This window comes from Acidovorax sp. FG48 (assembly GCF_057809085.1).
Genome location: NZ_JBMDJH010000008.1, coordinates 80,134 through 94,637, shown reverse-complemented (window position 1 = coordinate 94,637; position 14,504 = coordinate 80,134). Strand labels below are relative to the sequence as shown.

The window sequence follows — 14,504 nt, the reverse complement described above, 5'->3', positions numbered from 1 at the left end:
GCAGCACCTTCTTCGGGTCGCTAGAATGATTTTCATGGCAACAAAACCACCTTCACCCCCCACCGCGCCGCCGGTGACTCGGCCAGCGCGGGATGACGGCGGTTCGGTCGTGCTCGAGAGGCGCACCCAAAAGACCCAGCCGCCCCAGATGTACCAGGTGGTCATGCTCAATGACGACTACACGCCCATGGAGTTCGTGATCGTGGTGCTGCAGGAGTTTTTTAGCAAGGACCGCGAGACGGCCACCCAGATCATGTTGAAGATCCACCTGGATGGCAAAGGCGTTTGCGGCGTTTATTCGCGCGATGTGGCCGCCACTAAGGTAGAGCAAGTGCTTGACGCCGCCCTCAAGGCGGGCCACCCACTGCAATGTGTCAGTGAGCCTGTTGAATAACAGGTCTTTTGTCCCGATCTACAGTTATCCCTTCCACGCAAGCACAAAGGAGTTCACATGATTGCCCAGGAACTGGAAGTCAGCTTGCACATGGCCTTTGTTGAGGCCCGTCAGCAGCGCCACGAGTTCATCACCGTGGAGCATCTGTTGCTTGCATTGCTCGATAACCCCAGCGCAGCGGAGGTGCTGCGCGCATGTTCGGCCAACATCGATGATCTGCGTTCATCGCTGTCGAACTTCATCAAAGACAACACGCCCCAGGTCGCCGGTACCGACGAGGTGGACACTCAACCCACCCTGGGCTTCCAGCGGGTGATCCAGCGCGCCATCATGCACGTGCAGTCCACGGGCAACGGCAAGAAAGAGGTGACGGGCGCCAATGTGCTCGTGGCCATCTTCGGCGAGAAAGATTCGCACGCTGTGTACTACCTGCACCAGCAGGGCGTCACGCGCCTGGACGTGGTCAACTTCATTGCCCACGGCATCAAGAAGGGCGAGCCACCGGAACCCGCCAAGGCTGAAAATCAGGCCGAGGGCGAAGAAGGCGGTGGTGGCGAGCGCAATGAAAAAGCCTCGCCCCTGGAGCAGTTCACCCAGAACCTGAACCAGGCGGCCAAGGACGGCAAGATCGACCCGCTGATCGGCCGCAACTACGAGGTCGAGCGCACGATCCAGATCCTGTGCCGCCGCCGCAAGAACAACCCGCTGCTGGTGGGCGAAGCCGGTGTGGGCAAGACTGCCATTGCCGAGGGGCTGGCCTGGCGCATCACGCAGAACGACGTGCCTGAAATCCTTGCCGAAGCCACGGTGTACTCGCTCGACATGGGCGCGTTGCTGGCGGGCACCAAGTACCGTGGCGATTTCGAGCAGCGCCTCAAAGGCGTGCTCAAGTCGCTCAAGGACAAGCCCAACGCCATCCTGTTCATCGACGAGATCCACACCCTGATCGGTGCGGGCGCGGCCTCAGGTGGCACCTTGGATGCGTCCAACTTGCTCAAGCCTGCGCTGTCCAGCGGCCAGCTCAAGTGCATTGGTGCAACCACCTTCACGGAGTACCGTGGCATCTTTGAAAAGGATGCTGCGTTGTCCCGCCGCTTCCAGAAGGTGGACGTGGTCGAGCCCAGCGTGGCCGAGACCATCGACATCTTGAAGGGCCTCAAGAGCCGCTTTGAAGAGCACCACAGCGTGAAGTACGCTGCTGCGGCCCTGCAGGCTGCGGCCGAACTGAGTGCCAAGTACATCAACGACCGCCATTTGCCTGACAAGGCCATCGACGTGATCGACGAGGCCGGTGCCGCGCAGCGCATCCTGGTGCCCAGCAAGCGCAAGAAGACCATTGGCAAGGCCGAGATCGAAGAGATCGTGGCCAAGATCGCGCGCATTCCGCCGGCCAACGTCAGCAACGACGACCGCGGCAAGCTGCAGACGCTGGAGCGTGACCTCAAGAGCGTGGTGTTCGGTCAGGACAAGGCGCTTGAGGTGCTCGCCAGCGCTGTCAAGATGGCGCGTTCGGGTCTGGGTAAGGGCGACAAGCCCATCGGCTCGTTCCTGTTCAGCGGTCCTACGGGTGTCGGCAAGACCGAAGCAGCCAAGCAGCTCGCCTACATCATGGGCATCGAGCTGATCCGCTTTGACATGTCCGAGTACATGGAGCGCCATGCCGTGAGCCGCCTGATCGGCGCCCCCCCGGGCTACGTGGGCTTCGACCAAGGCGGTCTGCTGACCGAAGCCATCACGAAGAAGCCGCACGCGGTGCTGCTGCTCGACGAGATCGAGAAGGCACACCCTGACATCTTTAACGTGCTGCTGCAAGTCATGGACCATGGCACGCTGACGGACAACAACGGCCGCAAGGCCGACTTCCGCAACGTGCTCATCATCATGACCACGAATGCCGGCGCCGAGACCATGAACAAGGCGACCATCGGCTTTACCAACCCGCGTCAGGCGGGCGACGAGATGGGCGATATCAAGCGCCTGTTCACGCCCGAGTTCCGCAACCGGCTGGATGCCATCGTCAACTTCAAGGCGCTCGACGAGCAGATCATCTTGCGCGTGGTGGACAAGTTCCTGCTGCAGCTGGAAACGCAGCTGGCCGAGAAGAAGGTGGAGGTCACTTTCACCGACGCCTTGCGCAAGCATCTGGCGAAGAAAGGCTTTGACCCCCTGATGGGCGCGCGCCCGATGCAGAGACTGATTCAGGACACGATCCGCCGTGCCTTGGCCGACGAGCTGCTGTTTGGCCGCCTGACCGAGGGTGGGCGCCTGACTGTGGAAATCGAGACGAAGAAGGACGACAAGGGTGTGGAAACACCCGAGGTGCTTCTGGACATCCAGCCTTTGCCCAAGAAGGAGCGCTCGGCGAAGTCTGAGCCTGCAGAGCCGGAAGAGGCAACGACCGACTGACCTTGCGTTCCTCGCAAGTCCGCGAAAAGCCCACGGCGTCAACCGTGGGCTTTTTCATTGGCGATGGCCGCTGGGGGCATACACCACCCGAGGCGATGTCTAGGTGTTTTCTAGCGTGATGGCGTGCGCGCGGCCGGAATGCGAGCACGCCCCGCCTTGACCGGTTGTGTGGCCTGAGCAAGCAAGGGCGCACACTGAGCATCGTCGTCAGCGCCGGGGACTGTGACCGGCAGCAGTGCCAAGGCTGCAGGCGCCGCGACTGCGGCGGCAATGGCTGCACCTGCGCGCAGCAGCAAGGGGCCCGGTTCTACGCCCACGTCGGGCTTGCCCAGCGTGCCGCGCACATATAACGGAGTGCGCAAAGAAAAGAACTTCCACTCCAAGGATGCGGGCTTCACGCTGAGGTTCAGGCGCTCGTCTGCCATGTCGATGGTGCCGGTGACATCCACCACCGCTTCGTTGGTGCTCAGCTTGGCAGTGCGGACCGTGGCAACCCCTTCGCGCACCGCCAGGTCAGCCACTGCGCACCGGAGCTGCACCTCCTTGTCGTCGCCAAACAGTTTGCCAATCACAATGCTGCCGACGTTGAGCGCAGCGCGGTCCAGCAGTTCGCGGCTCAGGGTTCCCTCGCGAACGTACAGGCGCGCCTCGCCATTGCTTGTGCCGAGCCATTGCGCCACGGAGTTGCCTTGGCCATTCAATGCGATGGCCCCATCCAGCCGACCTAGGCTTTTACGCGTCAATTCCACCTCGGGGAACAAGGCAGCGAGTCGCAGGTTTTGCACGCGGGTATCCATGCGTACCGTGAGCGGTCGTTTGCGACTGTCCAGCACCAGCTTTGACTCAATCTGGCCTTTGGCTACGCCAAAGTGCAAAGGCTCCAGGCGCAGCACTGCATCGTCGAGCACCGCGTGCACGCTGAGGTCTTCCAGTGGCAGGCTGTCGGGGCGGATCACTCGTTGTCCCGAGAATTTCAGATCCATGTCCATGTTGCTCCAACGATCGGTGGCAAAGGCCGCGTTGGGCAATACCCTGCCATTCCGACCCGCTCGGGCCTTCGCCGTGGTGGCTGTCCCGAGCACTGGCCCCAGGTCTGCAAGCCGCAATTGGTTGGATGTGATGGCTCCCGACAGCTTGCCGCGCGGCGCCCCTGATACAAAGCGCAGATTGCCGTGGAGGTCGCTCTGACCGACTGTTCCGGTGAAGTCACGGTAGTTCCACACGGCGCGGCCCGGCTGCAGGCTACCCTGCAGTCGGCCCTGGGTTTGAAACGCAGGTGTGTTGGGCAGAACCAGGCCCGTGAGCGGGTACAGATCCGCCATGCTGGCGCCCTTGAGCATGACCTGAAAATCCATGCCTGACAGGTCGCCCGGGTTGGCCAATATGCCCTGAACCGCTGTTTCCACACTGCCCGCCTTGGCTGTGAATTGCAGGGGGTAGTTCACTTGCTTGTCACGCAGTGTGAGGACGGAGCCGGCCTTGCCGTGGCCTTCGATGCGTGCTTTGCCCATCGTACCCAGCACATCGAATCGCACACCATAGCGTGGGGAACCAGAAGCAACGTCTGCGCTGGCCGCAGACGAGGCTGCAGCGTGCGGGGGCGCCATTACCGTCTCTTGTGGCAAGGTATCGACACGGGCTGTCAGTTCAAGGTCCTGTGTGGCGTCGGCATACCCCAGTCGGCCTTTACGAACCACCAGCTGATGGACACTGAACGACCAGCGAGTCTTCGTATCGGTGGGGTCTTTTTGGGGGAAGGTCCAGTTGTTGCTGCCATCGCGCAGCCGAGCCAGTGAGATATCCGGGCCAGAGAGTTCCAAGGTATCAATCACCACTTCACGAGCCAGCAACGGCCAGAGCTTGAGCGACGCGCGTGCCACCTCCGCGCTGGCCGTGGGGCGCGGTTCTGCGCTCCTCCCTGTGCGGGCGAACCCTGGGGGGTCTTGCAGAACCAGCTGCGTGCCCTGCACGGTGACGCCGGGTATCCAGCGGTGCCAGCCCTCTTCGAGGGGCTGCGGCCAGTGCCAGGAAGCGGACAGGTCGCCTTCCACCGCAAACTGTCGTCCGCTCGCTTCGCTGGCGGCTTGGTTCAGCCAGGGCTTGGCGCGATTCCAGTCCCACTGGGTCAAAGTCACCGCGCCAATCAAAAGCAGCCCCATCACGCTCGCCGCCACACCCCAGGCTATGCGTACCCCGCGGCTGCCTTGTCTCCTTGGGAATGCGGGTTGAGCTACGGTGCGGGGCGATGGGTTGGTAGCGTGGTTGGTCGGAGGGCTCGTCATAGAACGGTCATGCTAGCCCGCAGAACGTGACTTTGGGCCCTTCGCACTGCGCTGCAGGCCTTTTGGCGCGCTTGTCCTACAGAGTGGGAACGCGTGGACAATCTTCTTGCCGTGCGGGGCTGGGGACACGTCGGCCCATGCGGGGTCTGATGCTGTGCGGTTACGCATGTCGATCCCTCCTAGAATTCGCAAGCCATGCACAACCCCCGTCATCCCCATGTCCTGCCGGTGCGCGACGGGGTGAGCCCCAGCTGTGTGGTGCTGCCCACACGCGGGCAGGGCAGCATGCTGGATTTCCTGGTGCATCGACTGCCCGCAGTGTCCCGTGATGGCTGGTACGACCGCATGAAGGCGGGTGATGTGGTGGATGAGCACGGGCAGGCTGTTCAGCCCGAACGGCCCTTCGAGGGTGGTGTGCGTCTTTACTACTACCGTAGCCTCCCGGCGGAGCCCGCGTTGCCCTTCAGCGAAACCGTGCTGTACCAGGACGAGCATCTGGTAGTGGCGGACAAACCTCACTTCATGCCGGTTACGCCCTCGGGTCGTTATCTGCAAAACACCTTGCTGGTGCGGCTGAAGCGTCGACTGGGGCTACCCGAGTTGTCACCTCTGCATCGTATTGATCGCGATACAGCCGGGCTGGTGATGTTGTCGGTGCAGCAGCCCACCCGTGGTGTCTACCAGGCCTTGTTCCGTGACCGGCAGATCATCAAGCACTACGACGCGATTGCGCCCTGGCGCGCGGACGTAGTCTTTCCCCGCGACCATGCCAGCCGTCTGGAAGAAAGCCCGCAGTTCTTTCGCATGCACGAAGTGCCCGGCGAGCCCAACAGCCACACCCACATGCAGGTGCTGGAGGTGGCCGGTGATTGGGCACGCTACCGCCTGTCACCCATCACTGGCAAGCGGCACCAGTTGCGCGTGCACATGGCGGCCCTGGGACTGCCGCTGCGCAACGATCCGTTCTACCCCGTGGTCAACGACCCGCCCGAAGGTGACTATTCGCGGCCCTTGCAGTTGCTGGCAAGGTCACTGGAGTTTGTGGATCCGGTGACAGGGGTTCAGAGAGTCTTTGAAAGCCAGCAGGCTCTGGTCTTGCCCTGAGCTCATCGGCGGCCGGCTTGTGGCTCCAGGCCGCAGCTACCAAAGCGGGCTTCGTTAACGAGACCCTGCTGAGCTCCGTGCAAGGGGTTTATGATCGAAGGCAGTGCCCCCTGCCTGCCGCACCAAGTCGCCAGGCGGCGCAACATGCCGACATTCGCCCATGAAAAAGCCCGCCAAACGTTGTTGCCTGGGAGGCTTGGAATGTCGGGAATATGGAGCGGGTGAAGGGAATCGAACCCTCGTATGAAGCTTGGGAAGCTGCCGTTCTACCATTGAACTACACCCGCAGTAGTCTGGATTATAGGCAGCATCTGCAGGCTCAACCTCCAATGCCGGTCTGGCTGTGGTCCGGCCACATGAGAGCTCACTGGGCCGCAGTGGCGGCTGCGGAAAAGCGGATGCTGTCCGATACACTGCAACTGCATGGATGACCTTCAAAAAACGGTGGCCCCTTGGGTGCCAGCCTGGTTGCTGGTTTGGGCTGCCAGTCTTGGTGGGTGCACGTATTCGCCGCCAGCGCCTTTCATCATTGTCGGAAACGAAAAATCAGTGTCGATCAGTTGGGAAAACTCCACTCTGGGCTCGGATGGAGCGCTCAGAGCGGCAGAGAAGCACTGCGCTAAGTATGGCCTCGCGGCAGAACTCTCCAATCAAGTGGGTCGTTTCGAGGCGACTTACCGTTGCGTCCAGGCGGTGGAGTGACGCTATCGAGCGAATCAGGTCGCAGAGGGGTATTTTTGTACTCCAATGCGCCCTGGTACTTGATATTCATATGCAATCAGCTATTAAATTGATAGCAGAGCGCGCCGGCGCTCACTTGCCGCTCTGGATGTCCCCCACGCACAGGTACTTGATCTCCACATAGTCGTCCATGCCGTAGTGCGAGCCTTCGCGGCCCAGGCCGGATTGTTTGACGCCGCCAAAAGGCACATGCTCGGTGGCCAGAATGCCTACATTGGCGCCGACCATGCCGTATTCCAGCGCCTCGGTCACGCGGAAGATGCGGCCCACGTCGCGGCTGTAGAAGTAGCTGGCCAGGCCGAACTCGGTGTTGTTGGCTGCGTCGATGGCTTCCTGCTCGGTCTTGAACTTGAACACCGGGGCGAAGGGGCCGAAAGTTTCTTCACGGGCGCAGAGCATGTCGGCCGTGGCGTTGGCTACCACCGTGGGTTCAAAGAACTGGCCTGAGCCCAAAGCTGTGAGCCGCTGGCCGCCCGCGACCACTTGGCCGCCCTTGGCCAGCGCGTCGTCCACGTGGCGCTGCACCTTGGTCAGCGCGGCTTCTTCGATCAGCGGGCCCTGGTTCACACCGGCCTCAAAGCCGTTGCCCACCTTGGCCGTCTTCACCTTGGCGGCGAATTTGGCCACAAACTCGTCGTACACGCCTTCCTGCACATAAAAGCGGTTGGTGCACACGCAGGTCTGGCCCGCATTGCGGTACTTGCTGGCAAAGGCGCCTTCCACGGCGCTGTCGATATCGGCGTCGTCGAACACGATGAAGGGCGCGTTGCCGCCCAGCTCCAGCGACATTTTCTTGACCGTAGGCGCCGACTGCGCCATCAAGATACGGCCCACTTCGGTGCTGCCGGTAAAGCTGATGTGGCGCACCACGTCGCTCGCGCACAGCACCTTGCCGATGGCGATGGAGTTGTCGCTGTCGGCCGGCAGGATGTTGAACACCCCGGCCGGGATGCCCGCGCGGATGGCCAGCTCTGCGGCGGCCAGGGCGGTGAGCGGCGTCAGCTCGGCAGGCTTGATGACCACAGGGCAACCGGCGGCCAGCGCGGGCGCGACCTTGCGCGTGATCATGGCCAGCGGGAAGTTCCATGGCGTGATGGCCGCGCACACACCGATGGGCTGCTTGAGCACCAGCAGGCGGCGGTTGTTGTCGAACTGGGGCAGGGTCTCGCCATTGATGCGCTTGGCTTCTTCGGCAAACCACTCCACAAAACTCGCCCCGTAGGCCACTTCGCCCTTGGCTTCGGGCAGGGGCTTGCCCTGTTCGGCGGTCATGATGCGGCCCAGGTCGTCCTGGTTCGCCATCAGCAGGTCGTACCACTTGCGCAGGATGATGCTGCGCTCCTTAGCGGTTTTGGTCTTCCAGGGGCCCCAGGCGGCGTTGGCGGCGGCAATGGCGGCCTCTGCATCGGCCGGGCCCAGGTTGGCCACATCGGCCAGTTTCAGGCCTGTGGCCGGGTCGTTCACGTCAAAGCGGCTGCTGCCTGCGACCCACTGGCCGTTGATGAGGCCGTCGGTCTTGAGCAGTGTGGGGTCGTTCAGCAGGGCGAGGGGGGAGGTCTTCATGTCCATGGGATTGCTTCCAGAAAGAGGGGCGTGACGAAGGAAAGACGAAAGGAAAGCCAGACGCGTTTGCCCGCAGGGCCGTGGTCTAGCCAAAGGCTAGCACGCCCGGACGCATTGCGTTGGTCGCCAAGGTGGCAGCCACTGGCAGCATGTCGGTCATGCGCGGCGGCCGCGCAGCCATTCCAGTGCCAGCAGCAGGCTGGTGGTGAACAGGATGAGCAGCGTGGCCACCGCGGCAATGGTGGGCGAGATGTTTTCGCGGATGCCGTTGAACATCTGGCGCGGCAGGGTGGACTGGTCCGCCCCGGCCAGGAACAGCGTGACCACGACCTCGTCGAACGAGGTGGCAAACGCAAACAGCGCGCCCGAGATCACCCCCGGTGCAATCACTGGCAGCGTGATGCGGAAGAAGGTGTTCAGTGGCGTCTCGCCCAGGCTCAGAGAAGCCCGCACCAGGTTGTGGTTGAAGCCCGCCAGTGTGGCCAGCACGGTGGTCAGCACAAATGGTGCGCCCAGCGCGGCGTGCACGACGATGAGGCCCAGGTAGCTGTCGGCCAGGCCCAGCGGCGCAAAGTACAGGTAGGTGGCCACGCCCACCACGATGATGGGCACCACCATGGGCGCGATCAGGATGCCCATGAGCAGTCCCTTGAAGCGGAAGTCCGCCCGCGACAAACCCACCGCCGCCAGCGTGCCCAGCACCGTGGCAATCAGCGTGGCCGCAGGCGCCACGATGAAGCTGTTGCGCGTGGCGCGCGCCCATTCGGCGGATTCGAACAGGTTCTGGTACCACTTGAGCGACCAGCCGTGGATGGGGTAGGCGAGGAACGAACTCTCGGAAAACGACAGCGGCACCATCACCAGAATGGGCGCCAGCAAGAAGGCGAGCACGGCCACACACAGCGCGCGCACGGCCCACCAGCCGAGCTTGTCGGCCAGCGTGGCATAGAGGGGGAAGGAGGGAAGGCGGAACATGGTCAGTGGCTTTCTGCGTCAGAAGATGGGTCCACCTGGGGTCAGCCCAGGCTCAACTCGGCCTTGCCAAAGCGCCGGTACACGCCATACAGCACCAGCGTGGCCACCAGCAGCAGGGCGCCCAGCGCGCAGGCCATGCCCCAGTTCACTTCCACATTGGTGTAGCGGGCGATGTAGTAGCTCAGCATCTGGTCGTCCGCCCCGCCCAGCAGCGCAGGGGTGACGTAGTAGCCGATGGCCAGGATGAAGACCAGCAGCGCGCCCGCGCCAATGCCGGGGTAGGTTTGCGGCACATACACCCGAAAAAACGCTGCCACCGGCGAGCTGCCCAGCGACACCGCCGCGCGCAGGTAGCTGGGCGGCACACTTTTCATCACGCTGTACAGCGGCAGGATCATGAAGGGCAGCAGGATGTGCACCATGGCAATGACCACGCCCGTGCGGTTGAACAGCAGCGCCAGGGGTTGCTCGATCAGGCCCAACCCCATCAGCCCCCGGTTGACCAGCCCTTCGGACTGCAGCAGCACGATCCATGCGGCCACGCGCACGAGGATGGAGGTCCAGAACGGCACCAGCACCAGGATCATCAGCACATTGGCCGGGCGGGCGGGCAAGGTGGCCAGCCACCACGCCAGCGGGTAACCCAGCAGCAGGCACACCAGCGTGACCACCAGGCTGATGTGGAAGGTGCGCAGCAGGATGCCGCCAAACGCGCGTTGCTCCTCGGGCATGCGCTCGATGTGGCCCAGTGCGTCGCGCTGCAGGTCCACCGAGGCAAGCAGGTAGTCGGGCGTCCAGCGCGCGCCGTTCTTGGCGATGGCCTGCCACAGCGGCGCTTCGGCCCAGCGCGGGTCCTTGTCCAGCAGCTGCGCGCGGATGGCCTCGGGTGTGCCCTCCATGGGCAGTGCGCGGTACGCGCCCATGATGAGCGAGCGCGCACCGGGCACTTCGGTGTTGAGCCGCCGCGCCAGCGCCCCGGCGTCGGAGCTGTCGGGCAGGCGGGCCAGGTCTTGCACTAGCGCGGCGTAGGCGGGTGCGCCGGGGGCGTCCTTGCGGTCCCAGCCGTCCAGCGCGCGCATGGTGGCGGGCAGGGCGTTGGCGACTTCGGGGTTTTCTACCGCGCGCTGCAGCAGCGCGGCAATGGGCACCAGCAGCGTGAGCAGCAGGAACACCAGCAGTGGCAAGGTCAGCGCAAAGGCGCGCCATTTGCGGCGTGACTCGGCGCGCGCCAGGGCCTGGCGCAGCGCACCGGGGGGGCTGCCGGTGGAGGCAATGGCGTGGGGATGGGCCAGGGTGGCTTGCATGCGGGTGTCCTGCTCTCAGCGTTTCACAAGGGCATCTTCAAAGGGGCAATACAGGAGGCTTACTGGGTGGCCCAGGCGGCAAAGCGCTTCTCCAGCGCCTCACCCTGGTCGGCCCAGAAGCCCACGTTGAATTGCAGCGCTTCCTTGGCGTTGGTGGCCGAGGTGGGCAGGTCGTCCAGCACCTTCTTGTCCAGCGACGCCAGCGCCTTGCTGTTGGCCGGGCCGTAGGCAATGTTCTGCGCGTAGGCCGCTTGCTGCGGCGTCTGCATGGTGAAGGCGATGAACTTCACGGCCGCATCCTTGTTGGGCGTGCCCTTGGGGATGGCCCAGTAGTCCAGGTCGTAGATGCCGCCGGGCCAGTAGATCTTGAGGTTGCGGCCTTCGCGGTTGGCGGCGTCGATGCGGCCGTTGAACACCGTGGTCAGTGCCACATCGCCCGCCACCAGGAACTGGGGCGCCTGGGCACCGGCTTCCCACCACTGGATGTTGGGCTTGAGTTCGGTCAGCTTCTTGAACGCGCGGTCAGCACCGTCCTTGGTGGCCAGCACCTTGTACACATCGGCGGGCTTCACGCCATCGGCCAGCAGGGCGAATTCGAGGTTGTAGCGCGCGCCCTTGCGCATGCCGCGCTTGCCGGGGATCTTCTTGGTGTCCCAGAAATCGGCCCAGCTCGTAGGTGGGGTCTTGAGCTTGTCGCCGTTGTAGGCCATCACGGTGGACCATACAAAGATGCCCACGGCGCACTCGTGCACGGCGGCTGGCAGCAGGTCGACCTTGGGCACGATCTTGCTGTAGTCCAGCTTTTCGTACAGGCCCTCGTCGCAGCCGCGTGCGGCGTCGGGCGATTCGACCTCCACCACATCCCAGGTCACTTTCTTGGTCTCGACCATGGCTTTGACCTTGGCCTGCTCGCCGTTGTATTCCACGGCCACGATCTTGGTGCCCTGCTTTTCATAGGGCTCGTAGAACGCCTTTTTCTGCGCGTTGGCATTGGCGCCGCCGAAGTTCACGACGGTGAGTTGCTGTTGCGCAAAGCTGGGCAGGGCGACCAGGCAGGCAGCCAGGAATGCGCAGGCGATGAGGCTCTTTTTCATGGTGCAGATTTCCTTGGGTAGTGGAGGAACAGGAACGGGAAGGCAAACAGGGAAAGTGACGGGAGCGAGGCTGTGCAACGCACTCACACGGAGTAGATGCGCGTGGCAGCGGGCGGGAACTCCAGCAACACCCGGTCGCCCGGCTGCGCGTGGCTGGTGCCCAGGGGCGACAGGGCTCGCTTCACGGTGGCCGGCTCCTGGCCGTGGCCCAGCTCGCAGACCAGGCGCAGGTGGTCGCCGTAGTAAATGGTGCGCGCCACGGTGGCGGGGATGGCGTTGGGCCGGGGGTATTCGGACTGCGGGTGCAGCACGATGCGCTCGGGCCGCACGCAGGCCTGCACCCGCGCGCCCACGGGGGCCTGGTTCACGTTGATGCCGGGCAGCAGAAAGCCGCCGGGCATCTGGATGGCGGCGTCTGCCCCAGCGCCCTGCAGCGTGCCCGAGAGCACGGTGCTGTCGCCCACAAAACCCGCCACAAAGCGGTTGCTGGGGGTTTCGTACAGGCTCTCCACATCGGCCAGCTGCTGGATCACGCCTTCGTTGAACACGGCCACGCGGTCGCTCATGGTCAGGGCCTCGCCCTGGTCGTGCGTCACGTACACAAAGGTCACGCCCAGCTGGCGGTGCAGCTCTTTCAGCTCTATCTGCATGTGCTCGCGCAGCTGCTTGTCCAGCGCACCCAGAGGCTCATCCATCAGCACGAGCTGCGGGTTGAACACCAGCGCACGCGCCAGCGCCACACGCTGCTGCTGGCCGCCAGACAGACGCGCGGGCAGGCGGTCTGCCATGCCACCGAGGCGCACCATGTCCAGCGCTTTCTTTACGCGCTCGGCCTGCTCGGCCTTGGGCACCTTGCGCACCGTCAGCGGGTAGGCCACGTTCTCGCCCACCGTGAGGTGGGGGAACAGCGCGTAGTTCTGGAACACCATGCCAAAGTTGCGCTTGTGCGGTGGTGTGCGCGTGATCTGCTTGCCGTCCAGCAGGATGTCGCCCGCTGTGGGCGATTCGAACCCGGCCAGCATCATCAGCGTGGTGGTCTTGCCCGAGCCCGACGGGCCCAGCAGGCTCAGAAACTCGCCGCGCTGGATGTCCAGGTCCAGCGCGCGCACCACCAGCTGCTCGCCGTCGTAGGTCTTTTGCACGCCGGTAAAGCGCACCAGGGGTTCGGCAGGCTGGTTCATGGCGGGCGGTGCCTGGTAGGTGGAGTGGAGGGCCGGGCGCATGTCAGTTCGTGGCCGCAGCCACGGCCTTCAGGCTGTCGGCCAGGATGGCCAGACCTTCGTGCAGCAACTCGTCCGAGGCGGTCAGCGGCACCAGGATGCGGATCACGTTGCCATGCGTGCCGCACGACAGCAGGATCAGCCCGCGCCGTGCGGCCTCGGCCACCACCTGCTTGGTCAGGACGGCGTCGGGGCGGCTCAGGTCGCCGTTTTCAAACAACTCAATCGCCACCATGGCGCCCAGGCCGCGCACGTCGCCAATGGCGGGCACCTTGGCCGCGATGTCTTTCAGGCCGCGCACCAGCAGCGCGCCCATGTCCTGGCTGCGGGCCAGCAGCTTCTCTTGTGCAAAGGCCTCGATCACGGCCAGCGCGGCAGCGCAGGCCACGGGGCTGCCGGCATAGGTGCCGCCCAGGCCGCCAGGGGCGGGCGCATCCATCACATCGGCGCGGCCCACCACGCCCGCCAGCGGAAAACCGCCCGCCAGCGACTTGGCGGTGGTGATCAGGTCGGGCGCCACGGGCCACTGTTCGCTGGCAAACCAGGTGCCGGTGCGGCCTGCGCCGGTCTGCACCTCGTCGGCAATCAGCAGGATGCCGTAGCGGTCGGCCAGCGCCTTCAGGCCGCTGATGAATTCGGGTGGGGCGACGTAGAAGCCGCCTTCGCCCTGCACGGGTTCGACGATGAAGGCCGCCACACGCTCGGGCTCGATGTCGTTCTTGAAGATCAGCTCCACCGAATGCAGCGCCTGCTCCACGCTCACACCGTGCAGCGCGTTGGGGAACAGGGCGTGGTAGGTCTCGCCCGGGAACGGGCCAAACCCGATCTTGTAAGGCGCAACCTTGCCCGTGAGGCCCAGCGTGAGGTTGGTGCGGCCGTGGTAGCCGCCGGTGAAGGCGATCACGCCGGGGCGCTTGGTGTAGGCGCGGGCGATCTTGACGGCGTTCTCCACGGCCTCAGCGCCCGTGGTGAGCAGCAGGCTCTTCTTGGCAAACGCGCCGGGGGCCAGCGTGTTCAGGCGTTCGCACACTTCCACGTAGGGCTCGTACGCCACCACCTGAAAGCAGGTGTGGGTGTACAGGTCGAGCTGCGCCTTCACGGCGGCAATCACACCAGCGTGCAGGTGGCCGGTGTTGAGCACGGCGATGCCACCGGCGAAGTCGATGAAGCGGCGGCCCTCCACATCCCACAGCTCGGCGTTGCGGGCCTTTTGGATGAAGAGGTCATGGGCCTGGCCCACGCCCCGTGCCACGGCGGCGTGGCGGCGGGTGAGGAGGGCGGCGTTGGTGAAGTGGCGGTCTTGCTGCATGGTGGTCGGTGTGCTGGGTGACGAGGAAATGAAGGAATGGAGCGGATTCTGGAAGTCGCGCCATACACCGTCCATGTACAGCGCAGCGCTGTTTGGCGCGCACTGTGCAGGT

10 protein-coding genes and 1 tRNA gene are annotated in these 14,504 nt (G+C 64.1%); 3 read left to right on the top strand and 8 right to left on the bottom strand.

Annotated elements, in window-relative coordinates:
* Window positions 1-25: 25 nt before the first annotated feature.
* Window positions 26-394 carry an ATP-dependent Clp protease adapter ClpS gene (gene clpS / locus ACODSU_RS13410; protein WP_015013909.1) on the top strand — a complete coding sequence of 123 codons (369 nt, stop codon included), beginning with the start codon at window positions 26-28 and terminating at the stop codon, window positions 392-394.
* Window positions 395-451: 57 nt separating this feature from the next.
* Window positions 452-2,800 (top strand): ATP-dependent Clp protease ATP-binding subunit ClpA, encoded by a 2,349-nt coding sequence (gene clpA / locus ACODSU_RS13405; protein ID WP_488842672.1) that lies wholly within the window; start codon window positions 452-454, stop codon window positions 2,798-2,800.
* A gap of 110 nt (window positions 2,801-2,910) precedes the next feature.
* On the opposite strand, the gene ACODSU_RS13400 is transcribed toward clpA, so the two are convergent.
* Window positions 2,911-5,082 (bottom strand): AsmA family protein, encoded by a 2,172-nt coding sequence (locus tag ACODSU_RS13400; protein ID WP_488842671.1) that lies wholly within the window; start codon window positions 5,080-5,082, stop codon window positions 2,911-2,913.
* Window positions 5,083-5,277: 195 nt separating this feature from the next.
* On the opposite strand from ACODSU_RS13400, the gene ACODSU_RS13395 reads away from it, so the two are divergent.
* Entirely contained in the window at window positions 5,278-6,186 is a 909-nt protein-coding gene (locus ACODSU_RS13395) for a pseudouridine synthase (RefSeq protein WP_488842670.1), read from the top strand.
* A 213-nt stretch (window positions 6,187-6,399) separates the two neighbouring features.
* Here ACODSU_RS13395 and ACODSU_RS13390 read toward each other — a convergent pair.
* The 7 genes from ACODSU_RS13390 to gabT all read right to left on the bottom strand — a co-directional run bounded on the left by ACODSU_RS13390 (window position 6,400) and on the right by gabT (window position 14,392).
* Window positions 6,400-6,473: transfer RNA gene (locus tag ACODSU_RS13390), tRNA-Gly, on the bottom strand.
* A 526-nt stretch (window positions 6,474-6,999) separates the two neighbouring features.
* The gene (locus ACODSU_RS13385; RefSeq protein ID WP_488842669.1) at window positions 7,000-8,496 is read right to left on the bottom strand and encodes an NAD-dependent succinate-semialdehyde dehydrogenase; all 1,497 of its coding nucleotides are present in this window, start codon (window positions 8,494-8,496) and stop codon (window positions 7,000-7,002) included.
* Between the two features lie 150 nt (window positions 8,497-8,646).
* Window positions 8,647-9,465: an ABC transporter permease gene (locus ACODSU_RS13380; RefSeq protein ID WP_137745621.1), complete on the bottom strand. Its 819-nt coding sequence runs from the start codon at window positions 9,463-9,465 to the stop codon at window positions 8,647-8,649.
* 41 nt (window positions 9,466-9,506) lie between these two features.
* A complete protein-coding gene (locus ACODSU_RS13375; RefSeq protein WP_488842668.1) occupies window positions 9,507-10,769 on the bottom strand; it encodes an ABC transporter permease in 1,263 nt (420 codons plus the stop codon).
* A gap of 59 nt (window positions 10,770-10,828) precedes the next feature.
* On the bottom strand, window positions 10,829-11,863 hold the full coding sequence (locus ACODSU_RS13370) for an ABC transporter substrate-binding protein (protein WP_488842667.1): 1,035 nt from the start codon (window positions 11,861-11,863) through the stop codon (window positions 10,829-10,831).
* 83 nt (window positions 11,864-11,946) lie between these two features.
* A complete protein-coding gene (locus tag ACODSU_RS13365) occupies window positions 11,947-13,044 on the bottom strand; it encodes an ABC transporter ATP-binding protein (RefSeq protein WP_488842732.1) in 1,098 nt (365 codons plus the stop codon).
* A 43-nt stretch (window positions 13,045-13,087) separates the two neighbouring features.
* Window positions 13,088-14,392, bottom strand: a complete 1,305-nt coding sequence (gabT, locus tag ACODSU_RS13360) for a 4-aminobutyrate--2-oxoglutarate transaminase (protein ID WP_488842666.1) — start codon at window positions 14,390-14,392, stop codon at window positions 13,088-13,090.
* Window positions 14,393-14,504 lie beyond the last annotated feature (112 nt).

What these genes read in the sequence shown, in the direction of transcription:
- ACODSU_RS13395 (WP_488842670.1), top strand. Translation starts at nt 5,278, where the DNA reads ATGCACAACCCCCGTCATCCCCATGTCCTGCCGGTGCGCGACGGGGTG.
- ACODSU_RS13385 (WP_488842669.1), bottom strand. Translation starts at nt 8,496, where the DNA reads ATGGACATGAAGACCTCCCCCCTCGCCCTGCTGAACGACCCCACACTG.
- clpA (WP_488842672.1), top strand. Translation starts at nt 452, where the DNA reads ATGATTGCCCAGGAACTGGAAGTCAGCTTGCACATGGCCTTTGTTGAG.
- ACODSU_RS13400 (WP_488842671.1), bottom strand. Translation starts at nt 5,082, where the DNA reads ATGACGAGCCCTCCGACCAACCACGCTACCAACCCATCGCCCCGCACC.
- ACODSU_RS13375 (WP_488842668.1), bottom strand. Translation starts at nt 10,769, where the DNA reads ATGCAAGCCACCCTGGCCCATCCCCACGCCATTGCCTCCACCGGCAGC.
- ACODSU_RS13370 (WP_488842667.1), bottom strand. Translation starts at nt 11,863, where the DNA reads ATGAAAAAGAGCCTCATCGCCTGCGCATTCCTGGCTGCCTGCCTGGTC.
- ACODSU_RS13365 (WP_488842732.1), bottom strand. Translation starts at nt 13,044, where the DNA reads ATGAACCAGCCTGCCGAACCCCTGGTGCGCTTTACCGGCGTGCAAAAG.
- ACODSU_RS13380 (WP_137745621.1), bottom strand. Translation starts at nt 9,465, where the DNA reads ATGTTCCGCCTTCCCTCCTTCCCCCTCTATGCCACGCTGGCCGACAAG.
- clpS (WP_015013909.1), top strand. Translation starts at nt 26, where the DNA reads ATGATTTTCATGGCAACAAAACCACCTTCACCCCCCACCGCGCCGCCG.
- gabT (WP_488842666.1), bottom strand. Translation starts at nt 14,392, where the DNA reads ATGCAGCAAGACCGCCACTTCACCAACGCCGCCCTCCTCACCCGCCGC.